We start from the raw sequence: 24,790 nt of genomic DNA, 5'->3' as shown, positions 1-24,790 counted from the left end.
GGGATTGTTAGTATGAATCATGAGAGTTACCTCGTGTTTTGTATAAGGATTGGACACCCATATCAAAACCGGTAACTCTCAACCTTGCAAGGTCCAGTGTCAGATCAAGTCGCGACTAATACAGATATTTAATGGATTGACCTAAAAGAACTTTTGCCATTATGTGTAGTTTGTACTCATTGGTATTGTCGAGATACCATGTTTCGTATTTTTTGTTATCAGATAGAACCGCCAGTCGTTCCCCCTGCATTTGCAGTCGCTTTATGTGCAGAGTATCTCCGTAAACAAAAATGTAAATTCCATCCCCTGAGAGCGAATTAATTGAGGTATCTACGAATACCTGATCACCCGGGTCAATGGTTCCCTGCATACTGTCGCCATCTATAGTGATAACTTTTATCACCTCTTGTGGTCGCCCACCAAAAAGAATCCGCGCCTGTTCTGTTGTGTATTCGATCGCTGTAACGGTTTCAATGAAATCCCCTAGGATGACAACCCCAGGACCTGCGCTAGCGTGAACATCTAGCACTTCGACACGATAGGTAATCAGGTCTACGGGCTCGCGCTCCCTGCGCTCATCTCCAACCCCATGATCTAAAAATGCAACTGAGACATCAAAATAATTAGCCATTTTCAGCATTTTATCTTGTCGTGGTTTTGCGATACCCAAGGTATAACGTCGCGCCATTTCATAAGACACGCCACTAACTTTTTGTAACTCGCCGATCTTAATATCCTTCTTTGTCATTAAGGCATTAAGGCGATCGGCAAAATCCTGATATTTATTTTCTTCTACCATAAGTAGAAGATTACGCATCCCCATTGTATTTTTCATCTCTATTTTTGTAGTTGCAAAAACCTACTTTAAGTAGTATTTTTTTAATCTCGTAATTAGCTAGCGAGGGAAAAATGGCTACTCAACATAAAAACATCACTGAACATGCCGTTCGGGCTGCTGGGTCTATTTCTTCAGTGGCACGAGCGTTCGATTTCAAATCTGTGCAGTCGGTAGCGAACTGGATCATAAATAATCAGGTTCCCGCCGATCGCGTATTGCCATTGTGTTTACTCGGCGGATGGGAAGTAACACCACATGAACTACGCCCCGATCTCTATCCAAACCCAACCGATGGCCTACCCAAGGAACAGGAAGCCTAACTATGCAAACAATTTCTTATCAGGATGATATCTACATCAACTCCGGGGTATTGAAATCCCGAAATCAATCACGCCAGTCAGTTGCGGCACATGCTGCTGTTCGTGACGCTGTAAGCATGTGGCAAGAGACGCTGCCGGGTAAAACACAGGAAACTATCGCGCAGCTGGTGGTTGATGAATGGCGGCGCCGCGGCGGTCGTGGTCTGCAATTAGGGGACTCTGCGCGTAACAACAAGCAGAACCTGTTTCGCTGGCTTGATAACCCGTTCAATTCCAAACGCTATGCCGGATATATCGCGCAGCTGGCGCCGGTTATTGCCGACGTTATGCCCATCGAGATAGCGCGCCAATTCGGGCTGGAAAAGGGCAAGACAGACCCGGAGTTGGTGGCCGCCGCAATGAAAGAGTGTTCCGACGCACATCAGGCGAAACTGCTGGGCGCGGCACGTTCTGGAAAAAGAGGTGAGGGAGGGCATTGAGTCCCTTAATGCGTTTGATGCCGCCGGATAGCTGGGGGCCGGTACTAAGCAGTGTATCGGCTGTATTGGGGCAGTGTTTTTAATCGAGTTTTGACCAATGAATCACCAAGAGTTTATAGCAAAGCACGTCCATGCGGATTTGCTGAAAAAGGGCTACTCGCCCGGTATCGCTCAGGGGGGGTAGACAAGGCGCTGGAGTATTACCGCCGCGTATCTCAGGCCAGCGGCAAAGGTCGAATGATTGATGACTGCCTGCGAGAAGGGCGGTTATGGGCTGAGAAGTACAGCAGCGAAAAACCAAAGAAAGCGAAGCCCGCTGCACAGCGTGGCAGGTAACGAGTTTTGACCAATCAACATTACGAAAGGGGTTACAGATGGAAACCTTACTGGATGTCATCAAAGCGATGGGGAAAGCCACTGCGCGAGAGATTGCAGCGCGCATGAAAATTGATGTGCGCGAAATGCGGGACATGCTGCGCGAGCACGAAGAGCGTGACCAGGTATGTCAGGTTAATGGCATGTGGCAACTCGCAGGAAGTGTAACCAAACCACTTGCACCACCTGCCAGGAGCGAGAAGCCAACGCCAGCGGCACCAGCCAGTTCAAAGGCAACAATAACGGCTGATGGTTTGATTCGCACGATTTCCGACAAAGGTCCACTGACTGCTGACGAACTGGCGCGCCTTACGGGAACAACTTCCCGAAAAATTGCCTCGACGCTGGCCATGGCAACCAATCGCGGCCGCATTGTTCGCCAGGCAGTAAACGGTCGGTTCTGCTACTGCATGCCCGAGAAGAAAGGCGCGCCAGAGGCAGAAGAGCGCTCTCAGGTGGAAGTAATACTCCCACCCGTAATCACGGCCAAACCCGCGACTGTCGCCAAACCTGAAAACAAACAGGCGGAACGTGATGATGCGTTTGTGAAGGCCATCCCATCACTTAAAGCTAAGCTATCGGCCAGCATGCAGCTTCCTACGCCCGGAGCATTGGCAAAAGAAATTCGCCGCACAAAAGCTCGTCTGGCGCAGTTGGAGCGGTGCCGTGGTGCGCTGCGTGAACTGAGTAAATTCAGAAAAACGCTCGAGGAGTTCTGATGGCTTACGAATGGATCAAGGTTGAGGTGATAACGCCGGATAAACCGGAGGTTCACCGATTGGCCGAAATATTGAGCATCGACCCTGATTCAGTGTTGGGAAAACTGATCCGTATTTGGGCATGGGCCGACCAACAAACGATTGACGGTAACGCAAATGGTAACGCTGCAAGCGTTACAAAAAACGCTATCGACCGTATCGCATTTTTGCACGGATTTGCAGACGCACTGCTACAGGTTGGGTGGTTGAAGGTTGAGGGCAGCACATTGGTATTTCCTAACTTTGATCGCCATAACGGGAAATCATCGAAAAAACGGATGCTTGCAAACAGACGCGTTACAGAACACCGAGAAAAAGGCAAAAAAAGTAACGCTGAGAGCGTTACAGGAGCGTTTCAAAAAGCGTTACCAGAAGAAGAAAGAGAAGAAGAAGTAAAAGATAAAACCCCTCTCTCTGGCGGTGGAGAAAATTTAGGCAATGGCGTTTTCGAAGAGAATTCACCACCCGAGCAAGTTCCACCATGCTATCTGGACGGCGTAGATATCCCGATCGGCAAATTCTCGCTGTACGACGGTTGGGTACCATCAGCCGATTTTCAACAAAGGGCGGCGCTATGGGGCAGGGTGATCGCCGGGCCACCACCAGGGTACTCACCTCAGGAACTGGCAGCATTCACGACGTACTGGGGGAATGAGGGCAAAGTATTTAACCACGTCCAGTGGGAACAAAAATTTGCAGACAGCGTTCTGTACGAACGGCGTCAGCAATCGCAAATAAAACCAACCGGAGGTTCAAATGCAAGAACACAACAGACCACCAGCAGTGGTGAATCTCGCGCAATGCAGAAATTCCGCGAAGCTAAATCCCGGCGCTACGGAACTGATGCTGGACGGATTGTGGGAGGCGATGATCGAGATTTACACGGACCGCTGGATAACCAAGAACGGGGCGGAACCATCACCAGCCTGGATAGCGGCGATTGGCCACCTGACGAATGACCAGGTTGCCAAAGTTATCACTGGTTGCCTAACACGATGTTCATCGGGAAATTCGTGGCCACCGGATTTGGCTGAGTTTATTTCGCTGGTGGCGGAGTGCGGCGCTAATCCGTTTGGGCTCAATGTTGCCGACGTGATGGCGGAATACAAGCGCTGGCGCAACGAGTCTTACCGTTACTCGAGCAGCACGGAATTCCCGTGGCGTCAGCCTGTGCTGTATCACATCTGCATCGAAATGCGTCGCGCTGGAGTAGATAAGCGCATGACAAACAGTGAGTTGGAACGGTTGGCAGAACGCCTGCTGACGAAGTGGGTTAAGCATGTTGGTAATGGGTTGAGCATCCCACCGATCCGTCGCCAACTCGCAGCACCAAAACATCCGGGTGGGCCAACACCCGCGCAGCAAATGCACGCAGAATTCCTGCGCCGCAAGGCAGCAGGGCTGATTTAACCAACAATCGAGTTATGACCAATGAAAACTTTGACGAATGAAATTGTTAGCGCAGAACGCTTGAATGAGTTATTCGCCTCTTTTGCTGACGACAAACAGATTCAAGAGCAATTTGGCGACGGTGATTACGCGAATGAGTCTGGCGATATCATGAGCATAATTGCAGAAGTTAAATCACTCCGCGCACAACTGGCAGAGCAGGGGGGGGGGCAATCGACACAGGCTTTTGCATGGGCCACAGTTCGTGATGGTGATGCCTCATTCCCACGTCTGCACATGCTTGAATCTGACGCTGATTATTGGGTTGGAAAATGCAATGTCTCGCCACCTGTCAGGAAGATTAAGTTATTTACCAATCCCGTTCCGCAAGCTGTAAGCCAGCCAGTAGATTTCAATGAACTGGCAAACCGCTTTATCCAATGGCCTGTACCGGACAATGAAATTCCTGACGGAACTACGGGCCGAACTGGCACAAACCTGCTAACTCATCGTGCTGCGGTAGCTATGCTGCGCTTTGTGCTTGATGGCTACACTCCAGCCGCAAGCCAGCCTTACACGGTGCCGGATGAGCTCACAGAAAGGCTATTCCATCTGCGCGAACAGGAGATTCTTGATGGAAGTTACGTGGACACCGGAGAGTGGGAAAATCTCGCTTTCGACGCACTCAAAGCGCTTAGCGCTTGCCGCGCCGCAATGATCCAGTCTGCTCCAGTCTGCTCCAGTTAAGCTGGTTCCGGAGGAAGCCACTCCGGACAACATCCAAATCATTGCCAGCATCCGCCTACCGCACGGGGTGGCATTCCAGCTCGACAAGGACGAATGCAAGTTAGCGGCTGATATCTGGAACGCGTGCCGAGGTGCCATGAGCCAAGGAGACGAAGAATGACTAATCAACGTAAATGGCGATGCGTCGCGGAAGGCGCTGAAAAGAACGAAGGCGGCAGCTATAGCGGGCCGCGCACCGGCTTCTTCCGTATTTGGTATGTCACCGGAGGGGATGGAGTGAAGTTCCGCCGTTGCCCCTATGTGCCCTCGGGCTGGAAGGTGCAGAAAAATCGCACCACTTACGACGACAAATCAGTCGAATACGCGGTGACAAACGCCGACGACATTGCAGCACTGGATTCCTTCGTGGGTGTGGAGCCTTACGCGGGTTACGGGAATGCCGCCGCTCCGCGGTGCAAGGACGGTGACGCATGAGCCTACAAAAGATCGTCACCGAGTATTTCTCAGACGGCAAATGCGATAGCTGCCTTGGCGTGTCAAGACACATTGCTGCGCTTGGTCATGATGCACGTTGCACATCAGGGACGCTGTACCGCTTGGTAAAATTCGGAGTGTTGAGTCGTGTAGGGAAGCCTGGCAATTACCGCTACCAGATAGCACCGGTTCAGCCTAAAGTGGGGCCAGTGCAAGCGGCCGTGGTCATCAGCAGCCCAAAAGACCCTGAGGTGTTCGCCGTCGAGCTGCTTCACAAGGTTAACCGGATGCTCGAGTCAACGAGGCGGAGGGCGAGTGTATGACTAATGCCGCTCAGATTTTGGATATGGCCTGCGGTGGCCGCGCTTTCTGGTTTGATAAAACCGATCCCCGCGCTGTATTTAGCGACATTCGAAAGGAAACGCACACGCTTTGCGATGGTCGGACGCTGGAAATCGCGCCTGACGTTATCGCTGATTTTCGCGCGCTGCCGTTTGCCAATGATGTATTTAGCCCGGTGGTATTCGATCCGCCGCATCTGGCCCGTGCTGGTGACGATAGTTACATGCGCGCCAAGTACGGTGTGCTGGACAAGGAAACGTGGCGTGATGATCTACGCGCTGGATTTAGCGAGGCATTTCGTGTTCTACGCCCATCGTGCACCTTGGTGTTCAAGTGGAACGAAACTCACATCCCTGTAAGCCAGATTTTAGCTCTGACTGAGCATTTGCCAGTGGTAGGACATAAATCCGGCAAGCGCTCTGATACGCACTGGATCTGCTTTCTCAAAGACAGTACTGAACCTGAGGCGGATGATGGTGCCGTAGCGCTTTTGCAATATGCCACACGTCGCCTTGTCGAACTTGAAGCGATACTGTTGGTGGACGTTCCCGAAACCGTATGGCCAGCTGAAGTTGAAATGGTCTATTCACAGGTTGAAAGCACCGGAGAATTACCAGCGCACCACCAGCGCCGCTTACATATCAACCGCATGTGGCTGGAAAAAATGCCGGTACCGGAAATCATCAAGGCTGCCCGTTCGCTGGCCAACGCCATGGGGAATTACGCGTGAGAGAAATCATTGTTGATAACTTTGCTGGTGGCGGCGGAGCTTCTACCGGGATCGAGATGGCAATTGGTCGCAGCGTTGATATTGCAATTAACCACGACCCGAACGCGATCGCCATGCACACCACGAATCACCCGGATACGCTGCACTATTGCGAATCGGTGTTTGATATCGATCCAGTTACAGCGACCGCTGGCCGTCCGGTGAAGTTGGCATGGTTTAGTCCTGATTGTCGCCACTTTTCTAAAGCCAAGGGCAGTAAGCCGGTGAGCAAAGATATTCGCGGTCTGGCGTGGATTGTGTTGCGCTGGGCACTGGCAGTGCGACCGCGTGTGATGATGCTGGAGAATGTCGGAGAGTTTAAAACATAGGGACCATTAATCACCGAACCTTCGAAGCCAGACTTACCGAAAAAACTAGTGGCTACGTTCGTTGGACCTGTTTATCCAGAGCGTAGCTATCCAGATCCAGCCCGTTCAGGAGAAACGTTCGAAGCATTCTGCGGCATGCTGTCTGGTGGGATTCCAGCAGATCATCCCGCACTGGCCGAAGCATGTGAATTACTGGGTATTGAGCAGAACAGCGCGCGAGGACAGCAGTTGGTTCGCGGACTGGGGTATAACGTTGATTACCGCGAGTTGCGTGCCTGTGATTATGGCGCGCCGACCATCCGCAAACGCTTTTTCATGGTGATGCGTTGCGATGGGAAAGCCGTCACATGGTGTTACCAACGGTGCAAAACTGATCCAGGGGTTAATCTGCTCCTCTGAATACAGAGGAGCTTATGATCACTTTTGAGATTCGTATGGAAATTAAAGTTCTGCACAAGCGGGGGGATGAGCATCCGGGCTATCGCAAAGGAACTCGGCCTTTCGCGCAACACTGTCCGGCGGCACCTGAAAGCCAAATCAGATAAGCCCCGGTATTCACCACGTCCGACATCATCTTCTCTTCTAGATGAATATCGCGATTACATCTGTAAGCGGCTCACCGATGCACATCCCTATAAAATCCCGGCGACGGTTATCGCAAGAGAAATAATGGAGCTGGGTTACCGTGGAGGGCTAACAATCCTGAGGGAGTTCATTCGCACTCAAACTATACCTCAGCAAACAGAGCCAGTCGTGCGTTTCGAAACAGAACCCGGACGGCAGATGCAGGTTGACTGGGGCACCATGCGTAATGGCAAATCACCACTTCATGTGTTCGTTGCAGTTCTGGGATACAGCAGGATGCTGTACATCGAATTCACCGACAATATGCGATACGACACGCTGGAAGCGTGTCACCGTAATGCGTTCAGCTTCTTCGGTGGCGTGCCGCGTGAAGTGCTGTACGACAATATGAAAACGGTGGTATTGCAGCGCGATGCATACCAGCCCGGTCAGCATCGCTTCCATCCTTCCCTGTGGCAGTTCGGCAAAGAGATGGGCTTCTCTCCCCGGCTGTGCCGCCCCTTCAGGGCACAGACTAAAGGTAAGGTGGAGCTAATGGTGCAGTATACCCGCAACAGCTTCTACATCCCGTTAATGACACGTCTTCGCCCGATGGAGATCACCGTCGACGTTGAAACTGCAAACCGTTACGGCCGGCGGCAACCATTTTGGCGAGGTTAGGGCGTTCCTGCTGAAATATTACGGCAACGAGAAAGAAGGCGTTGATATCAACGATCCAATGCACACCGTTGTCAGCCGCGACCGATTTGGACTGGTCACCGTCGAGGGTATTGATTATCAGATTGTCGATATCGGCATGCGTATGTTACAGCCGCATGAGCTTTACGCCGCTCAAGGTTTCCCCGAGTGGTACATCATTGACCAGGACTATCGTGGTGTGAAATACGCCAAGGACAAGCAGGTCGCTCGCTGCGGCAATGCGGTGCCGCCTCCATTCGCTGAGGCGCTGGTACGCGCAAATCTGCCGGAAATGTGCGTTGAACGTCAGGGAGTGGCCGCATGAAAAAGCAAAACTGCATGTTCTGTGGCGCACCTGCAACCCTGTTATGCGATGGTATTCTTGGCTATGACGCTGACGAGGATGAAAACGGCATGATGACAGGCATGCCGCGCAAGATGCATACCTGTGACGCGCCTATGTGTCGAGCCTGTGCAACCTGGCAGGAAAACATCTTCTGGCACGAACAGAGCAGCGGCATGGATTCAACGGACCACTGCCCAATCTGTGAAGCGATATACCGTGTTGGTAAAGCTATCCGCGTGGCACCACACCGGAAAGACTGTGCCATACCTGAACCCTGCATGACTGACGAGCAGGCATCGATCATCCGTCGTGCACACTGGGCCAGTTACCAGAACAAGTATCAACATGGTTTGAAGATAGAGCAGGGCGGCGGTCAGCAATGTCTACCGTTCTGAATGCTTCTCGCCAATACAACGGCTTTGATTTTTCAAAATCAGTTCGCCATAATATCCACGTCGGCCTGAACACCCGGCACCTGCTGCGCCACTGGAGCGAAACCAATGGCGCAATTATCACTGATAAAACACTCCTCAGGAATCCTGATCCCGGCAACGCCCGAGACCAGCGATTTTTTGCAATCTAAAGTACGCCTCGGCGCTGTGCTGGTGGCCGAGTTCAAGCAGGTACGCAACCCCGCATTTCATCGAAAATTTTTCTCACTGCTAAATCTCGGCTTTGAATACTGGGAGCCAACTGGCGGCGCTATCTCGTCCAACGAGCGCAGGCTGGTTACTGGGTACGCGAGATTTCTGGCGACGTTTGGCGGCAACACTGGTGCATTGCTGGATGCTGCCGAACAGTATCTGGAGCGTATTGCCGATCGGCGCGTTGGCAGCATCAGCATCTGCAAATCTTTCGACGCGTACCGGGCGTGGGTAACAGTCGAAGCAGGACACTACGACGCTATTCAACTCCCTGACGGCACCTTGCGCCGCCATCCCCGAAGTATCTCATTCGCCAGCATGGACGAAACCGAGTTTCAGCAACTCTACCGCGCCGCACTTGATGTGCTGTGGCGCTGGATCCTGTCGAAATCATTCCGCTCGCCACAAGAGGCAGAGAACGCCGCATATCAGTTGATGGAGTTCGCGGCATGAGAACCACCTACCGAAACAAAAAATGGTTGGCTGCCGTGGGCAGTATTCAACAGTGCGTTCTGTGCGGTGCCTGGGGCACGCAGGTTGCGCATCGAAACGAGGGGAAGGGCATTGGCATAAAAGTTGATGACTGCGCCAGCGCTGCGCTTTGCGTTACATGCCATACGCAAATCGACAACGGCAAGAACCTCACTCGAGAGGAACGCCGTCAGCTTATGGACCGCGCCATCGTCCTAACCGTTATTCAGATTGCCCGTATGGGCCTGGTGGTGCCCGCATGAAAACCTACAACATCACGCCCATTGGTAAACCACGACAAACACAACGTGACAAATGGCAAAAGCGTCCACCGGTACTCCGGTACCGCGCATTCTGCGATGAAGTCCGGTTGAACAAAATCACGCTGCCGGAAAGCGGCTGGCACGTCACGTTTGTGTTGCCGATGCCCGCGAGCTGGAGCAAGAAACGACGCGCCGAAATGAACGGTATGCCCCACCAGCAGAAACCCGACAAAGACAACCTGGAAAAAGCATTGCTCGATGCAATTTTCGATGACGATAGCCGGGTTTGGGATGGTCGGGTATAAAAAATATGGGGAGAGGTTGGGCAAATTATTATTGAGGAGGCCGCGTGACCCCACGCCAACGTCGTCAGCATCATGCAGGACTGGGAATTATAGCCACTGCGCCGCGTAAAAGTTATCTGGGAAGGTTTACGCCATTAACCAGCGTCCAGTCTGGCTGGATAAAATCATTGCTCACTACATGGGGTGAAGGTGTGGGAGGTAAAACCGCACCCCGGATGCCGAGAGGGCATGCCTGCTGGAATGTGCTTAGAGGGCGCAACTGGTCAGATAAGGCGTTGGAGCGCTTCACTGTTGCGCTGAACCAGGCTCGAGAAGAAGGACTTAGAGGGCAGCAGGCAATGAATCGGGCTCATAGCATTCTCTGGCCACAGACTCCCGTCAGTGTAATTGACGAGGCTCTTCATAATGATGATGTCAATTTTGTTGAGCAATGCGTATTGCTGGCGTTGGATGCGAGCGATCCCGTCTATTTGGTTGGCATTCAGTATTATACGACTCGAAAAAAAATCTCGGACATTACCCGTGAGTTGCAGGTGATCGCGCCGTGGTTAACACAGGAGAAGGCCAGGGAGCGCGTTAAGTGGTGTTTGCAAATTTTCAGAGCTAGGGTGTTCCTGTCAGCCAGGACGCTTTTGTCTGAACAGTAATTAGAAGTTTTTTAGCTTTTGGTGCTATTTTTCTGGATATGTATTGAAATCTACCCAAAAAGTCAGATAATCAATTCATACTTGGCAGAGCTGCGCCACGATGGCAGCGATGAGAAGCGACAATCTGACAAATTCGAAAGCCCCGTCAATGCGGGGTTTTTGCTTTCCGGCGATACGACAGGGGTATTCGCGAGATGCATTGCATCAGTACCCCTGTCATAGCGCCGAACGGCAAAAAAAAAGACAAATTCAGAAACCCGCCAACAGTGCGGGTTTTCTCGTTTCTAAGCCTCGGCGTTCGTCGGGGTTTTTTATTCCCTGAAATCACACAGCGCCATCCCTGCCGGGAGCTGAGGTTATGACACGAATGAGCACTATCTACAGCAGGCTTTCATACGGAACCGGGACGGGCTTAATGGGCCTTGGCGCGTCTGCCAGAGCCTACGCCGCATCAACAAAAGAAAGCGTATGGTTGCTTGCAGATAAGGTTGCCGGGTTAACGCTCGGTGATTGGGCGATTATTGTTGGTATGGTCTGCACTATTGGCACTTTTGCTATCAACTGGTACTACCGCAGAAAGGAATACCAGTTGAGGGAAAAAGGGGGGGGCGTGATGTCAAAAGCAAGCAAACTCAGTGCGGCAATGCTGGCGCTTATTGCTGCCGGTGCATTAGCACCTGTCATGATGGCGCAATTCCAGACTGAAAGAGAGGGCGTGCGTTCGAATGCCTATCCTGACGGCGGCGGTATCTGGACGATTTGCGGTGGTGTGACGCGGGTAGACGGCAAGCCGGTAGTGAAGGGCATGAAGCTGACCGCCGAGCAGTGCGCAAAGATTGATGCCGCAGAACAGCAAAAGGCGCTCGATTGGGTGGACCGTAACGTTAAAGTGCCGCTTACCGAGCCTCAGAAAGTTGGCATTGCTTCGTTTTGCCCGTGGAATATCGGTCCCGGTAACTGCTTCACCTCAACGTTCTACCGCAAATTGAATGCAGGCGATCTGATTGGTGCCTGTAAAGAGATTAAGCGCTGGATTTGGGATGGTGGCAAAGATTGCCGTATCCGCGCCAACAACTGTTACGGGCAGATAGAGCGGCGTGATCAGGAATCAGAGCTTTCGTGCTGGGGGCTGGGCGCATGAAGCTATATTTTTACGCGGCTCTCGCAGCCCTCATTTCTGCGCTGTCATTCGGTGTCTACTACTACCACGATAAATACAGTGATAAAGCGAAAGACCTCGAAGCAGCAGAGCGGAAACAACAGCAGGCTGAAACCATCGCTGGAAATGTGATCCAGTCGATGCGCATATTCAACGCTATTATTCGGGCTAACGCTGATGAAAAACAGCAGATACAGTGGCGGTCGGAAAATGCCGTGGTTTACATTCGTAAAAAGTTATCGACTGATGAGTGTGCTATTTGGCCTGTTTCTGATGATGTCGTTAGCAAGCTGCGAGAGCACGCGGAGAGAATACGTAATGTCACCCGTCGTGCCGATCTCCGCTGAACTACTTCAGGACTGTCCAGCGCCGGGAATTCCTCATCAAATGCCCTACGGAAAGAGCGTAGAGCTGAATGAAGTGCTGCTGACCGTTATCGAGAAGTGTAACGCCGACAAGCGAAGCATTCGGCAAACAGAAGACCTGCGCCAAGAAAGGAAATAACCATGGCAAAACCGGACTGGGGCGAGCTTCAGCAACGGTTCCTGTCCGATCATGCCAAAACCGGCATTTCCCCCAAAGACTGGTGTGAAGCGCAGGGACTGAATTACACATCTGCCCGTCGTTATATTAAGAAGCCAACCATTGCGCAGAGTGCGCAAAAAACTGCGCAGAAAAAATTGCGCACTGCGCAACCGAAAGTGTGCGCAAAAAAATCAACTCGGCAAATTGAAAATCAAATTGATTCAATCCTATCGCCAATTGAAAACGCTGTTGTTGAATGGACGCTAAACCCCGATGAGTACGGGCTTAATGACATGCAGGCTAAGTTCGTGAATGAGTACCTGATCGACATGAACAGAGTGGTTGCATACAAACGGGCAGGGTACAAATGTGAAGGGCAGCAGGCTTACGCTGCCGCGTCGATCCTTTATAGAAATTTAAAGGTAAACCGAGCTATCCGCGACGCACTGGAAGCGCGGGAACGCCGCACCCAGATCACGCAGGATGACGTGTTGAAAATGTGGTGGGAGATTGCAACTGCTGACGTTAATCAGATTACTGAGTTGCGTCGCCTGTGCTGCCGCCACTGCTGGGGCTTCGGTTTTCAATATCAGTGGCGTGATGTTGTAGAGTTCGATGAAGCTACCGACGAGGCTAAAGAAAAGAAAAAGCCTGCGCCGCGCGACAATGGCGGCTATGGCTTTGATGCTCAGCTCGATCCAAATCCTGAATGTCCACGCTGTAACGGTATGGGTGTTAGCAGGTCGTATTTTCATGATACGCGAGATTTGCGCGGCGCTGCTCGTCGGCTATATGCTGGCGTGAAAGAAGGTAAGTTTGGTCTGGAGGTCATCACCCGCAATCAGGATGATGCTCTTAAGATGGTTGCTCAGCATCTTGGCATGCTGAAAAACCGCACTGAGTTGACAGGTGCCGATGGCGGCCCGATCAACCAGGTGAATTACACGCCAGAGGATTACGCAAAGGCACAAGCAGCGTTAGAAAATCAACTGCCCGATTTGGATTGACTGTACCAGAGGAAACACAGGGAAAAATCGGTTTCATTTGTCGTTTTGCTCGAACTGTAATAGCGGCGTTTTGTTATCAAAATGTTGTTGTCTAAAACTCCAATTTATTACCGAGAAAACCAACACTTTTAACGCTCTCGTGGCGATTTTGGTGTGAGCGCCGATCGCGTGGTGCGCAAAAGGACCATATGTTAAATAGCCCTCAAAGCGGGCAAAAATTGGGATTGAAAAATGTCACAGTTACTCGAATGGGAAAATATGGATTTCCCCGCTCGGGTAGCATTGAAATCCAGGTCTGAAAAATCGTTCCTGAATTTCACCCGCATTTGGTTTGAAATGCTGCAAGGCGATCGCCTGCTGGTGAACTGGCATCATAAAATGATGGCCAGCAAAATTGATGACCTGGTGGCTGGCAGGTTGCAGCCCCGAAACCTGATCATTAACGTCCCTCCGGGCGGTACAAAAACCGAGTTCGTTTCTGTCCACCTACCAGCTTATATCAACATGCTGGTGCAAACGGAAAAGCTCAGGCGATTCCGTAATCTCAATATTTCATTTGCTGACACGCTAGTAAAACGTAACTCACGCCGCACGCGTGACATTATCGCGAGCCCTGAATACCAATCGCTATGGCCGTGTAAGTTCGGCGTAAATCAGGCTGAGGAATGGCAGGTCATCAATGGCCGAGGGCGTACTATCGGTGAAACAGTCTCTCGATCCAGTGGTGGGCAGATAACCGGTGGTCGTGGTGGTTATCCCGGCCTCGACTTTTCCGGTTTCGTTTGTCTCGATGACTATAACAAACCGGAAGATATGTTTTCCGGTACCAAACGTGATAATGCCAACCGCCTGTTAGTGAATACGATTCGCTCACGCCGAGGCGATAAATCGAAAGATCATCCGTCGCCGTTCGTTAGCATTCAGCAGCGATTACATACCAACGACGCAACCGGCTTCATGCTCGCGGGTGGAATGGGTGTTGATTTCCATCACGTCACAATTCCTGCGTTGGTTAGCGAAGAGTACATCGATTCGCTGCCGGAGCCGTGGCGGTCGCTGTGTTGGTTCTCTGTTAAGAACACTGAGAGCGTCGTTGTCGGTGGCGTTCGCTACTGGTCGTACTGGCCTGTAAATGAATACGTCGGCGATTTGATGCTTCTATGGGAGCGTGATGAATACACGTTCCTGTCTCAGTACATGCAGCGCCCGCGTGCACTCACTGGCGGATTGATTGATACCGACTGGTTCAAGCGTTACACGCATCTGCCGCAGCTCACGCACCGCGCCGTCTATGTCGATACCAACTCGGGTAAGGTCGAAGATTTCAACGACTACACCGTTTTTACGCTGGTGGGCATGGGTATTGACGGAAACCTCTACATCATCGACAGCGTTCGCGGGAAGTGGGACCCAGAAGACCTGTTAAAAACGGCGATTGAGCTGTGGGAGAAATGGCGACCATTTGACCGCAAACGACCCGCGCCATTACGTCACATGGGGATTGAGGACAAGCAGGCAGGGCAAGGCCTGATCACCACGCTGAAAAAACGCAAATCACTCCCCGTTCTGGAAATCCCGCGCGGCGCAGGGCAAAACAAGTTAATTCGATGCCTGAATACGGTTCCTCAAATCAAGACGGGGACAGTATTCATCCCCGCATTGCTAACCGATGACGGCCAGCGAATCGACCAGGTGTATTACTCCGATGGAACCGTGGCCGCACGAACTGATTGGGTTATGCCGGCACTCGCGGAATGCGCGGATTTCTCCGCAGATGACAGCCACAAAAACGATGACATTCTCGACACGTTCATGGACGCGATCGAGATCGAATTAATTTCCGGCGCTGGTGCCGGGTGGGGATGGGTTTAACGATGACCGAGAGTAAATACGGCGGAAAGCCCAGGATCAGAGTTAGCAATGATGGTCTGGCTAACATGATGACCGGCATGCGAACGGAACGGGATCGTAGAAGCTTCAACCGCTTCATGTTTGGCATGATGCAGGATTTTGCGGAGCTGGAAGCCGCCTACATAGAGAACTGGATCGCCCGCTCCATCATTGATATTCCGGTAGATGATTCAACCCGTGAATGGAGGGAGTTTGCCTCTGATGATGCGACTGCCATTCGTGAAGCAGAGAAGCGCTATAACGTTCAGTCCGTGACGCAGGATGCGTTTAAATGGGCTGGCGTGTATGGTGGTGCTGGTGTGCTGATGATCACCGACCAGCCCTTCAATAAACCTCTCAAAGTGGAGAAAATCAAGCAAGGTTCGTTAAAGCGCTTGCTGGTGCTCGATCGCATGTTCATCAACGGTCAGTCGTTTAACGTTACTAACCCGTTGGCCGAAAATTACATGCTGCCGGATTATTTTGTCGTAAACGGTGGCACTCAGCAGATCCATTACAGTCATTTTGTAAAAGCTCCCGGTGCGCCGCTTCCTATGCGTTTACGGATGGTGAATGGTGGGTGGGATGATAGCCGTTTACGTCGTTGCTTAGAGGACGTTAAAGACGCCGTTTCCGCTAAAAGTGGCGTGGCCGCGTTAATTCAAGAGGCAAACATTGATGTTATCAACCGGGAAAATCTGTCAAATGACTTAGCCTCGGGTGATATGGATGACACCATTGCCAGACGATACAACATCTTTGGCATGATGAAATCGCTTTACCGCCTGGCTCTACTGGATACGAAGGAGGCCTTTGAGCGTAAACAAATTTCGTTCGGTGGGCTTGGTGAAATCCTAAACGCACTCATGGAGTGGACCTCTGGTGCGGCGGGCATCCCTATGACGCGCTTGTTTGGCATTCAAGCGAAGGGGTTGGGCGATAGCGGGCAGGGCGACATGAACAACTATTACAACACCATTCGAGGTGGGCAGGAATCGCAGTATCGTCCGTTCTTAAAACGCATTGATGAAGTGCTGATCCGTTCAACGCTGGGATCCATGCCTGATGGCCTTGATTTCGAGTTCGCACCGTTGGCGCAGCCCACTGATACCGAATTGTCGGCTCAGCGACTGGCAGATGCGCAGGCTGATGATATTCGCCTACAGCAACGCGTTGTTAGGCCGTCGCAGTTGGCCCGTAAGTTAATGGAGCAAGGCGTTTATGGTATCGATGAATCTGATATTACCCACCTCGAAGCCGACGAAAAGGCAGAACGGGACGGTGATTACCAATTCAAACTTGGAGAACTTGCAAACGCTGTTGGCGAAAACGCCAATACGCCGCCGAGCTCCGATCCGTCCAATCAAGCCGAATGACGACGCGGAGAAATTTTACCGGGCACAACTGCGCGATATTGTCCGGCAGATGGCACAGGCGGTTGATGAGGCGTTAGTGCCGGTACTGCGCCGAAACTACACGGCAGACAGTTACCTCACTGACATTCTGAAAGAGGCCACTCGGCAGGCGTCAGAGCGATTCATGAATACGGTGTTTCAGCGCAACGCTGAGAGACTATCTCAACGCGTTGTTAGTCGTGCTGAGTCGGCCAGTTCCGAGGCGTTTGTCGAGCAGATAAACCGCGCCATCGGCATCGACATGACTGCGCTGATGGTTAACGAAAATCTGGTTGATTATGTCGATGCGTCAATAGAGAGCAATGTTGCGCTAATCAAATCGCTGTCATCTGATTATTTCGAAGATATCCAGATGCAGGTGTTTGACGGCATCCTGCGCGGCGATTCACTTACAACAATTGTTCGTAATCTGCAACACAGCACGGGAACCGCATACAACCGCGCACATCTGATAGCGCGTGACCAGACGGCAAAAATTCAGGCTGACATCCGCTTTCGCTGGTCAAAGTCACAAGACGTGCGAGTTTCCGGCAACCCTGCTGGGAAATATCCACTCGCCAAAATATCGTGTTTCGCTATCTCACGGATAGATGTTGGCATGGGTGCTGGCGTTTATCTCTGGTCACGCGGGGCGAAATATAACGGTCAAACTGACCTCTTCCCCGGCAGGGCGCACATTGGGTGTCGCTGCCACGCCATTCCACAAATCAAAGGTCTCGACTACTAAGGATTAATCATGCGGATCACTATTCGTGACCGCGTGGCGTTTCCCGTTCCATCCCAGCGAGAAATTACCCCCGAAGGCTATTTAAAAGTCCCCGGGCGGGTTGCTCGCGTCGGTATCCAGCAATATCTGGCGTCCGAACTGGGGCTAACGGACAGGCCACCCGGTCAGATCGTTAATGTTTATCGCCCACCTGAGGAGGTTTTTAAACTCAGTAGCCTCGAGAGCTACGACAACATGGACGTCACTATCGATCACCCCGATGACCTGGTGGATTCCACTACGTTCAAGGAGGTGACGGCCGGACATGCAATATCGCCCGGTCGGCAGGATGGTGATTTTGTCGTCGTTGATTTGCTGATTAAAGACCAGCACGCCATCAATGAGATCGACGCTGGTAAAGCTGAACTGTCAGCCGGTTATACATCCGAGTATGACGAAACGCCCGGCACCGCGCCGGATGGTACGCCATACGAATTCATTCAACGTGACATCAAAATTAATCACATCGCGTTATGTGACCAGGCTCGCGCTGGCCTCAAGGCGCGACTATTCGATGCTAAACCGACGGGAGAAAACCCCATGCCATTTAAAGTTGTGCTGGATTCTGGCGTCCACGCGACGGTTGCAGAAGAGGCAACCGCCCAACTGATTCAGGCCAGCTTTGACAGTCTGAAAAAGCGCGTAAAGGATGCCGAGGAAGAGAAAGAAAAAGCCGAGGCGGCGAAAGACCAGACTGAAGAGGAGTTGGAAAAGGAAAAAGCCAAATCCGACGCAAAAGATGAAGAGATCGAACAATTGAAGGAGAAAACCTCCGAAGATTCGATTTCCAGGCTTATCGCTGAGGTTGTGTCTGTCCGTGATTCCGCTGCGAAAATCGCGGGTGAGAAATTCTCCTGTGATTCACTCGAACCGCTGAAAATCAAGCGCACTGCGCTGGATGCCGCAGGGATTAAGTGCCGTAAGTACGATTCGTGGGACAAAGCCCCTGATGCGTATGTTACGGCTTACTTTGACGCGGAAGAGGAAAGTCGTGAAAACGAGGATGAAGAAGAGGAAGAGAATAAAAGTTCTAACGATTCTCTTGACGGCTTCACTCGCGACATGAATCGCGCCAAATCGAGTGGTGGGCAGGCAACACGCGATAGCGTTCGTCAGTCATGGCTTGATAAGCGTTACGGCATTCAGGGGGACAAATAATGGGTATTGCTCAAGATAGTTTTTCGCTTTATCGCGGTAAGGCGTATGAGGGGCAGATTTCGACGACGGATGTTGTTGAAGTTGTGTCCCGAAAAGTGGAAACGGCGCTGGTACAGTTTGGGCGCGCTGTAATTCGTGGTACCGAGAAACGTAGTTGTGCGCCAGTTGGTACGGCAACGACCGCTGCCGATATCATCGGTTTCTCTGTTCGCTCAATGGCTACATCCAGTCCAACCCCGCCCGCCAACCCTGCAAATTACGTCACAGGCTATGCCGTCTATAGCGTCGCATCCGTTTTGCGTCGTGGTGGCATGTTTGCACTGTGTATTGATGGTGCCGAGGCGGGTGAGCCCGTGAGCGTCATTCTGACGGCAGGCGAAAATCAGGGGCGGCTGACAGTAGGTGCTGGTGCGGGTTTACTGGTGCTCAACCAGGTTAAATGGGTTGATGCGGTTACTGCCGGTGAAGTGGGTGAAATCCGCGTTGACGGTATTCTGAACGTAAGCGCTTAATAAAGGAAAATTGACATGCCAAAGAGCGTATTTGACGTCAGCCCAGTTTCGGCGCTGTCATTCTTGGTGAACCAGGCTGCGCATATCGAATCGGAGATCTACCGCATCGAGTACCCGCAGTTCAAATACGGCACATTGCTGCCATTGGACAACAGCGCACCCGATTGGGCGCAGGCGGTGATGTTCCGCTCTATCGATTCACGCGGTGAATTGCAATTATTCGGTCCAAACTCTACTGATGTGCAGACTGTTGATATTGCAATGTCGCAAGGCTTCAAAGACATCACTACGGCGGCGCTTGGCTACACGTATTCGATTGAAGAGATCGGATTCGCGATGCTGAACAACGTCAATCTGGATGCAGAGCGCGGTCAGGCAGTACGTGATGTCGTTGAGCAGGGACTGAATAAAATCTACCTGTTGGGCGATAAAGGCGTAGGCGAGGGGCTATATACAAGTCCGAATGTATCAGTTGAAGTGGCGGCATCGCCCCTTGTTGCGCTGGTGGCCGCTATTCCGACGAACGGTACGCAACCGATTATTGATTTCTTCGGTAACGCGTACAACACCGTGTATTTGGATAATACGCTAACCGTTCATCGGCCAAATACGTTTGTGCTGCCGCCTGCACAATTCCAGTTGCTGGCGCGTACACTGCTGTCTACTCAGAACGCGTCAAACGTAACGCTGTTGCAGTTCTTGCGTACTAACTTCCCTGATGTCACGTTTGAAGATGACATTCTGCTGAAAGGAGCGGGTGTCGCTGGCGCGGATCGCATGGCGGTGTACAAGAAAGAGATCCGTATCGTTAAAGGTCACGACGTTATGCCACTGCGTTTCCTGGCTCCGGCCACGGCAGATAATGTGAATTTTAAGGTTCCGGCAATTCTGCGCACCGGTGGTACTGAGTGGCGCATCCCGAAAGCTGGTCACTATGTTGATGGGGTATAAGTAAGATGGCTGAATTACACAATTTACACACTGCGCCGGTAACCGTCACTGATGCGGCCATCGGGCAGCGCGTTACTATCCAGCGCGGGCACTCTGCGCTGGTATCTGGGGATTTTCGTGAGCATCTGTTTGTTAAGTCAGGCATGATTCGCGCCGAGCATGATGAAGCCGATATCAAGCCACTACTGGCAAACAAGCCGGACTCTGGCGGTGAACCAGACAAAACCGCGCTACGTGAGCAGTATGAGGAGCTGTTAGGGAAAAAAGCCCCTTCAGCGGCCAGCGCGGAGACTCTGCAACGGGCCATCGATGAGGCACTGGCAAACAAGCCGGACTCTGGCGGTGACGCCGTCGCAACAGAATAAACCCCGTCAATCTGGCGGGGTTTTGCTTTATGGGGGTAATAATGGAAATCACTACGCAAATCGTTGTTGATTTTCGTGCCTATTACCCCGAATTCAGCGACGAAACAGCGTGGCCGGATCCGGGGGTAATTACCGCACTTGCTGAGGGTGATGCGGAAACCGGCAAACGCTGGGGGCGATATCCAAATGGGCCGGTGGCCAGCATCAAAAAACGCGGCATGTTTGCGTTTGCTGCACATCGTCTGGTTATGCGTCAGCGCTCTGCTGGTGGTGATGTCGGCGCGGCATATGCGATTTCCGGTAAGTCTGTTGGGGATGAATCAACATCGTTTGCTGTGCCATCCGTGACGATGGATGACCTGGCGATTAACGGTGATTTGCCGCTGACGACATACGGCGTGGAGTTCATGCGCCTGCGTCGCCGTGCGGGAACAGGCGGGGTAATGATATGAAACTCAATGCAGAGGTTCGCGGCGGAAACAAAATCGCGCAGAAGCTCCAGCAGATTCAGGATCGCGTAATGGCAAAGCGACGGGTGTTGGTTGGCCTACCCGCTGGCTCTGGTAATAGCGAGGATGGTACGCCGCTGGTTGTTATTGGTGCGGTGAATGAGTTCGGCGGCACTATCCGCCATCCTGGCGGCACCAGTTACGGCTACCGTAATGAAAAAGATGCAGTAGCAGGAAAGGTGCGGTTCATGAAAGGCGGTGAGGGGCTTATGCAACTGGGTGTTACCGGTCCGCACACCATCAACATTCCTGAGCGATCGTTTCTTCGCGTTCCACTTCGTCAGAATCAGGACAATATCAAAAAGGCTTTTCGTTCTCTTACTGGCGCTGTGACTCGTGGTGAAATCACTGCATTTCAGATGTTAGATGCGATTGGTGAAAAGGCTGTTGGGTACTGCCGAGAGGCGATTAAAGCCGGAATAGAACCAGCCAATGCCCCTTCCACCGTACGCCAAAAGGGATCGTCCACCCCGCTGATAAATCACGGTACCCTCGCCGGCACCATCACGTACGTTGTGGAGGATTGACGATGTTCGGTAACGGTCTGGACATGAAAGGCCATGTCGATTCGACGTTTAATTCCCCCATTGATGGTGGTGTGCGGATCATTCGCGCTGGTGCCGGTGACTATACCGGACCCGGTGGACGCTGGGAGCAGCAACCAGGTGAAACAATCCCGCTAACGCGCGTCAACGTCCAGCCAGCAAAGTGGAAAGACATGCAGATGCTGATGGGAATTGGCGGCACGACTAATCCACAGGACGCGCGGGTGGTGCATATCAACGACGGCGTTAATTACCTCTACCCGGACGATAATGGCAAGTTCGCCGACCTGCTGGATTTCAGCGACGGGCAGACAGTGCGTCAGTGGCGGGTGATGTCGTGCGATAACCGGCCGTGGCGCAATTTCTGCCGCGCTGTCGTTGAGCGCTACCGAGGTAAGGGGTAATGGAGAGCATCGACGATCTGTACGGTGTATTTCAGCAGTTGGTATCGCTGACATCCGGTGTTGAAACGGTAATTCTCGCCGATCAGGGGCGAGACGCGCCAACCGGCCTGTATGCCACCTATAAACCCATCCCCATCCGCGCATACGGCTGGTCGCAGCGGCGGCGAGAATTAACTACAGCGACAGCAGAAGCTGATCCCGATCTTGAACAGTGGCAGGATTTGCGCGAAACCGTCGCCACATCGATGGAGTTCATTTTATCCGTGAACATCCTCAATGAGGGGGCAGATACCGCAATTATGCGGTTGCATAATGCCAATTTCCGCCAGCCCGTCAGTGAATTCCTTTACCGCAATGAAATAGCCTGGCGCAACGTCAGCACATGCCGGAACCTCACCGGAATTTTGCAGGCAGGTATACAGCCGCGCTGGCAAGCTGATATTCATCTTTTCATTGAGCAAACCATTTCTTACGAACTACTGCGCGCCGCAGGGTTTGACGTTCAATTTACCAATGAGGGGTAAACATCCCGATGGCCTATCCAGTTGATAACATTATCCCGATCAATCTACTGCTAAAACCAGCAGGGCTGGGATATGCTGATTTTTCCAGCGCGATAGTGTTTGCTGATGCGGCGGATCTGGTTGCTGGAGTGACATTCGCGGTTGATACGTTCCGCGATTACATCTCCGTAACTGATGTTGCTGCTGATTTTAAAACGGACAGTGACATTTACCGTATTGCAACCCGCTATTTCGCGAACATCCCGAAACCGCCAACCATTACCGTGTGGATGAAGAACGCGACCGATACGCTGCTGGAAATCATCAACAGCGCGAATGATCGCATCTGGCGCTATCACTACTTCCTCAAGAACGCCGATGTGACAGCGGCAATTCTGCCGGATTTATCGGACTGGTCGGATGCCGCAAGCCACCCGCTATGGTTCACCTTTAGCGCAGATAACATCATTGACCAGAACGTTACTAATGATGTGATTTCCACCCTGAAATCGAAAGGTAACCGACATGTATTCGCAGGATACAAATCAGCGGCGTCCGTTACCGCTGAAGCATCACAGGCATACGCTATGGTGCAGCTGGCGGCGGCATTCCACAAATTCCGGCCGACAGGCATCAATACGGCTATTACTGGTGAATATCAGGTCTTGCCCGGCGTAAGAGGTGACGATTTGACCACCAGCGCCTACAACGCACTGAAAGCGAAAAACGCGGTATTTTTCACTCAGATTGAATTGGCCGGTTCAACGGACAACAGCCGAGTCATCAACAGCAAATCGATGTCGTCCTACGGTGAATTTATTGATGATGTAGTCAATCTTGATGTGCTGAAAAACCACATTCAGGTGGGCGGTTACAATTACATCGCGAATGCCGGTTCTAAGCGTGCGCTGACACCGCGTGATTATGCTGGCCTGTTGTCGGCTGTCTCAGCTACGTGTAAACGCTTTTTCGATAACGGCGTGCTGGGTACTGGCTCGTATGTCGATCCCGATGATGGTCAAACGAAAGTGGCGCAATTTGGTTTTGTGCTGCGATCCTCACCTAAGGATGTTCTCAGCCTGACATCAGCACAGCGTAAAGCGCGCGTTTACCCACCGACATCCCTGCTAGTTATTCTGGCGCGTGCTGGTCACGTTGCTGAAATCAACATCAACGTGGAGTAACCACAATGACAATGAAACGGTATGGTGCCGACGGCGCCAACCTGACGGTATTCGGCATCCCTATTGATGACTTCGGTGATACCGATCCGCCGATCACAATCGAGGATTTGGAGCCGCGCGCCACGTTAAAACGCGGCATCGGGAAAACTTCTGTACGACTGGACAGCCAGACACGACCGAAGCGCCTGACCATCAATCTGATCCCCGGTTCTGACCAGGTGCGCCAGATTCTCGCGGTAGAAAAAACGGGTGTGGATGCCACATTCAGTTTTTTTCAAACCGGTACCGCCGAAACTGTGCTGGGTTTTGACGGCATCCTGGTAAATCGTGGCTCTATGACACGCGGTGGTAAAACTAGCGTATCGGACGAATCGTTTATTTTCGAATTTGCAGATAGTGAGGAAACCTAATAATGGGACGTCGTATTGAAATTGAAGTTGATGGTGTGATGTACACAGGCGCTACGCCGTCAGCAAAAGACCAACTCGAAATGCTACAAATCGCCACCAAAAACGGTGTGCTCCCTGCGCTGGGTGAGACTGCATCAGATATGGGGCTGGCGGTAGCGCTGGCCAGCATGGATGCATTGTCGCTGAATCGCCTAAAGGAACTGTGCATCAAAAACGGCAATATTGTGCGCGGTGCTGACAATATTCCGGTAGCTGAAAACCTGTTTCAAGATCAGGTACAAAACTACCTGTTATTACTGGGGCGTTCGCTAAAGGAAAATATTGGCCCTTTCTGGCAGCTCAGCGCAGGGAGCGAAAACGGCGCAAGCTAAACAGCGACGAGCGAGACGATAGCGGAGTAAACTGGTTTCTGTGGCGTCCGTGTCTGGGGGCGGGCGACGCTTGCCCTCCATTGGCAAAATGGTCAGATATGATTGATGGCACGTACACTATTGATGATGTTCAGGCCATGCACGCTGTAATTGAGGCGGCGATCGAGAGCGTGGAACGTGCTAGAGAAAAGATTAAAGGGTAAGCCCGGCGAACCGGGCTAATTCACAAGATTAGCTGTATTAGTCGCGACTTGATCTGACACTGGACCTTGCAAGGTTGAGAGTTACCGGTTTTGATATGGGTGTCCAATCCTTATACAAAACACGAGGTAACTCTCATGATTCATACTAACAATC

General features: G+C 51.9%; 31 protein-coding genes and 6 pseudogenes. 36 read left to right on the top strand and 1 reads right to left on the bottom strand.

The features are described 5' to 3' along the window. Positions 1-115: 115 nt before the first annotated feature. Positions 116-835, bottom strand: coding sequence for a LexA family transcriptional regulator (locus ACTBDZ_RS05475; RefSeq protein ID WP_438814550.1), 720 nt, complete (start codon positions 833-835; stop codon positions 116-118). Between the two features lie 74 nt (positions 836-909). On the opposite strand from ACTBDZ_RS05475, the gene ACTBDZ_RS05470 reads away from it, so the two are divergent. The 36 genes and pseudogenes from ACTBDZ_RS05470 (at position 910) to ACTBDZ_RS05295 (ending at position 24,433) form a co-directional block, all read left to right on the top strand. After that, the gene (locus ACTBDZ_RS05470; RefSeq protein ID WP_438814549.1) at positions 910-1,158 is read left to right on the top strand and encodes a transcriptional regulator; all 249 of its coding nucleotides are present in this window, start codon (positions 910-912) and stop codon (positions 1,156-1,158) included. Positions 1,159-1,160: 2 nt separating this feature from the next. Beyond that, positions 1,161-1,637, top strand: coding sequence for a toxin YdaT family protein (locus ACTBDZ_RS05465; RefSeq protein WP_438814548.1), 477 nt, complete (start codon positions 1,161-1,163; stop codon positions 1,635-1,637). 374 nt (positions 1,638-2,011) lie between these two features. After that, on the top strand, positions 2,012-2,731 hold the full coding sequence (locus tag ACTBDZ_RS05460) for a DNA glycosylase AlkZ-like family protein (protein ID WP_438814547.1): 720 nt from the start codon (positions 2,012-2,014) through the stop codon (positions 2,729-2,731). Further along, positions 2,731-3,729 carry a DnaT-like ssDNA-binding domain-containing protein gene (locus ACTBDZ_RS05455; protein ID WP_438814546.1) on the top strand — a complete coding sequence of 333 codons (999 nt, stop codon included), beginning with the start codon at positions 2,731-2,733 and terminating at the stop codon, positions 3,727-3,729. Before ACTBDZ_RS05460 ends, ACTBDZ_RS05455 begins: the two co-directional genes overlap by 1 nt. Further along, the gene (locus ACTBDZ_RS05450; protein WP_438814553.1) at positions 3,665-4,180 is read left to right on the top strand and encodes a replication protein P; all 516 of its coding nucleotides are present in this window, start codon (positions 3,665-3,667) and stop codon (positions 4,178-4,180) included. The genes ACTBDZ_RS05455 and ACTBDZ_RS05450 overlap by 65 nt, the downstream gene beginning before the upstream one ends. Before the next feature lie 21 nt (positions 4,181-4,201). Then, complete coding sequence (locus tag ACTBDZ_RS05445) at positions 4,202-4,906, top strand: hypothetical protein (RefSeq protein WP_438814545.1); 705 nt, start codon at positions 4,202-4,204, stop codon at positions 4,904-4,906. 156 nt (positions 4,907-5,062) lie between these two features. Further along, positions 5,063-5,380 (top strand): hypothetical protein, encoded by a 318-nt coding sequence (locus ACTBDZ_RS05440; RefSeq protein WP_438814544.1) that lies wholly within the window; start codon positions 5,063-5,065, stop codon positions 5,378-5,380. 319 nt (positions 5,381-5,699) lie between these two features. After that, a pseudogene (locus ACTBDZ_RS05435) lies at positions 5,700-6,182 on the top strand (class I SAM-dependent methyltransferase); the annotation flags it as partial. A 266-nt stretch (positions 6,183-6,448) separates the two neighbouring features. After that, a pseudogene (locus ACTBDZ_RS05430) lies at positions 6,449-6,817 on the top strand (DNA cytosine methyltransferase); the annotation flags it as partial. A gap of 93 nt (positions 6,818-6,910) precedes the next feature. Then, positions 6,911-7,171, top strand: a pseudogene (locus ACTBDZ_RS05425) (DNA cytosine methyltransferase); the annotation flags it as partial. A gap of 62 nt (positions 7,172-7,233) precedes the next feature. Further along, positions 7,234-8,044 (top strand): annotated as a pseudogene (istA, locus tag ACTBDZ_RS05420) (IS21 family transposase); the annotation flags it as partial. After that, positions 8,028-8,408, top strand: a pseudogene (locus tag ACTBDZ_RS05415) (DNA cytosine methyltransferase); the annotation flags it as partial. The pseudogenes istA and ACTBDZ_RS05415, both read left to right, overlap by 17 nt. Continuing rightward, positions 8,405-8,824: a hypothetical protein gene (locus ACTBDZ_RS05410; RefSeq protein WP_438814543.1), complete on the top strand. Its 420-nt coding sequence runs from the start codon at positions 8,405-8,407 to the stop codon at positions 8,822-8,824. The pseudogene ACTBDZ_RS05415 and the gene ACTBDZ_RS05410, both read left to right, overlap by 4 nt. Positions 8,825-8,929: 105 nt before the next feature. Next, positions 8,930-9,526 carry a DUF1367 family protein gene (locus ACTBDZ_RS05405; RefSeq protein ID WP_438814542.1) on the top strand — a complete coding sequence of 199 codons (597 nt, stop codon included), beginning with the start codon at positions 8,930-8,932 and terminating at the stop codon, positions 9,524-9,526. After that, a complete protein-coding gene (locus ACTBDZ_RS05400) occupies positions 9,523-9,807 on the top strand; it encodes a hypothetical protein (protein WP_438814541.1) in 285 nt (94 codons plus the stop codon). The genes ACTBDZ_RS05405 and ACTBDZ_RS05400 overlap by 4 nt, the downstream gene beginning before the upstream one ends. Then, entirely contained in the window at positions 9,804-10,112 is a 309-nt protein-coding gene (locus tag ACTBDZ_RS05395) for a RusA family crossover junction endodeoxyribonuclease (RefSeq protein WP_438814540.1), read from the top strand. The genes ACTBDZ_RS05400 and ACTBDZ_RS05395 overlap by 4 nt, the downstream gene beginning before the upstream one ends. A gap of 44 nt (positions 10,113-10,156) precedes the next feature. Further along, positions 10,157-10,759 carry a hypothetical protein gene (locus tag ACTBDZ_RS05390; protein WP_438814539.1) on the top strand — a complete coding sequence of 201 codons (603 nt, stop codon included), beginning with the start codon at positions 10,157-10,159 and terminating at the stop codon, positions 10,757-10,759. A 358-nt stretch (positions 10,760-11,117) separates the two neighbouring features. Next, positions 11,118-11,300: pseudogene (locus tag ACTBDZ_RS05385) on the top strand (holin); the annotation flags it as partial. A gap of 72 nt (positions 11,301-11,372) precedes the next feature. After that, the gene (locus ACTBDZ_RS05380) at positions 11,373-11,900 is read left to right on the top strand and encodes a lysozyme (protein WP_438814552.1); all 528 of its coding nucleotides are present in this window, start codon (positions 11,373-11,375) and stop codon (positions 11,898-11,900) included. Then, positions 11,897-12,265, top strand: coding sequence for a hypothetical protein (locus ACTBDZ_RS05375; RefSeq protein WP_438814554.1), 369 nt, complete (start codon positions 11,897-11,899; stop codon positions 12,263-12,265). Before ACTBDZ_RS05380 ends, ACTBDZ_RS05375 begins: the two co-directional genes overlap by 4 nt. Beyond that, the gene (gene lysC, locus ACTBDZ_RS05370; protein ID WP_438814551.1) at positions 12,165-12,422 is read left to right on the top strand and encodes an Rz1-like lysis system protein LysC; all 258 of its coding nucleotides are present in this window, start codon (positions 12,165-12,167) and stop codon (positions 12,420-12,422) included. Before ACTBDZ_RS05375 ends, lysC begins: the two co-directional genes overlap by 101 nt. Positions 12,423-12,424: 2 nt before the next feature. Then, positions 12,425-13,450, top strand: a complete 1,026-nt coding sequence (locus ACTBDZ_RS05365) for a terminase small subunit (RefSeq protein ID WP_438814538.1) — start codon at positions 12,425-12,427, stop codon at positions 13,448-13,450. Positions 13,451-13,681: 231 nt separating this feature from the next. Further along, positions 13,682-15,322 (top strand): phage terminase large subunit, encoded by a 1,641-nt coding sequence (terL, locus tag ACTBDZ_RS05360; RefSeq protein ID WP_438814537.1) that lies wholly within the window; start codon positions 13,682-13,684, stop codon positions 15,320-15,322. A gap of 2 nt (positions 15,323-15,324) precedes the next feature. Beyond that, complete coding sequence (locus ACTBDZ_RS05355; RefSeq protein WP_438814536.1) at positions 15,325-16,716, top strand: DUF1073 domain-containing protein; 1,392 nt, start codon at positions 15,325-15,327, stop codon at positions 16,714-16,716. After that, a complete protein-coding gene (locus ACTBDZ_RS05350; RefSeq protein ID WP_438814535.1) occupies positions 16,649-17,482 on the top strand; it encodes a phage head morphogenesis protein in 834 nt (277 codons plus the stop codon). The genes ACTBDZ_RS05355 and ACTBDZ_RS05350 overlap by 68 nt, the downstream gene beginning before the upstream one ends. Positions 17,483-17,491: 9 nt before the next feature. Further along, entirely contained in the window at positions 17,492-18,679 is a 1,188-nt protein-coding gene (locus tag ACTBDZ_RS05345; RefSeq protein ID WP_438814534.1) for a DUF2213 domain-containing protein, read from the top strand. Beyond that, the gene (locus ACTBDZ_RS05340) at positions 18,679-19,191 is read left to right on the top strand and encodes a structural cement protein Gp24 (protein ID WP_438814533.1); all 513 of its coding nucleotides are present in this window, start codon (positions 18,679-18,681) and stop codon (positions 19,189-19,191) included. The genes ACTBDZ_RS05345 and ACTBDZ_RS05340 overlap by 1 nt, the downstream gene beginning before the upstream one ends. Before the next feature lie 15 nt (positions 19,192-19,206). Continuing rightward, entirely contained in the window at positions 19,207-20,142 is a 936-nt protein-coding gene (locus ACTBDZ_RS05335; protein WP_438814532.1) for a DUF2184 domain-containing protein, read from the top strand. Between the two features lie 5 nt (positions 20,143-20,147). Then, positions 20,148-20,507, top strand: a complete 360-nt coding sequence (locus ACTBDZ_RS05330) for a hypothetical protein (RefSeq protein ID WP_438814531.1) — start codon at positions 20,148-20,150, stop codon at positions 20,505-20,507. Positions 20,508-20,548: 41 nt separating this feature from the next. Further along, complete coding sequence (locus ACTBDZ_RS05325; RefSeq protein WP_438814530.1) at positions 20,549-20,959, top strand: DUF4054 domain-containing protein; 411 nt, start codon at positions 20,549-20,551, stop codon at positions 20,957-20,959. Continuing rightward, complete coding sequence (locus ACTBDZ_RS05320) at positions 20,956-21,543, top strand: hypothetical protein (protein ID WP_438814529.1); 588 nt, start codon at positions 20,956-20,958, stop codon at positions 21,541-21,543. The genes ACTBDZ_RS05325 and ACTBDZ_RS05320 overlap by 4 nt, the downstream gene beginning before the upstream one ends. A 2-nt stretch (positions 21,544-21,545) precedes the next feature. Further along, positions 21,546-21,965, top strand: a complete 420-nt coding sequence (locus tag ACTBDZ_RS05315; protein ID WP_438814528.1) for a hypothetical protein — start codon at positions 21,546-21,548, stop codon at positions 21,963-21,965. Continuing rightward, the gene (locus ACTBDZ_RS05310; RefSeq protein WP_438814527.1) at positions 21,965-22,489 is read left to right on the top strand and encodes a phage neck terminator protein; all 525 of its coding nucleotides are present in this window, start codon (positions 21,965-21,967) and stop codon (positions 22,487-22,489) included. The genes ACTBDZ_RS05315 and ACTBDZ_RS05310 overlap by 1 nt, the downstream gene beginning before the upstream one ends. Positions 22,490-22,497: 8 nt before the next feature. Beyond that, a complete protein-coding gene (locus tag ACTBDZ_RS05305) occupies positions 22,498-23,652 on the top strand; it encodes a DUF3383 family protein (protein WP_438814526.1) in 1,155 nt (384 codons plus the stop codon). Positions 23,653-23,657: 5 nt separating this feature from the next. Then, on the top strand, positions 23,658-24,062 hold the full coding sequence (locus ACTBDZ_RS05300; RefSeq protein WP_438814525.1) for a hypothetical protein: 405 nt from the start codon (positions 23,658-23,660) through the stop codon (positions 24,060-24,062). 2 nt (positions 24,063-24,064) lie between these two features. Then, positions 24,065-24,433, top strand: a complete 369-nt coding sequence (locus tag ACTBDZ_RS05295; RefSeq protein ID WP_438814524.1) for a phage tail assembly chaperone — start codon at positions 24,065-24,067, stop codon at positions 24,431-24,433. The last annotated feature ends 357 nt before the right edge of the window (positions 24,434-24,790 follow it).

Source organism: Symbiopectobacterium sp. (assembly GCF_051710365.1).
GTDB lineage: Bacteria > Pseudomonadota > Gammaproteobacteria > Enterobacterales > Enterobacteriaceae > Symbiopectobacterium.
The sequence above is the reverse complement of the archived record's forward strand: the minus strand, read 5'-3'. Positions and strand labels throughout refer to the sequence as shown.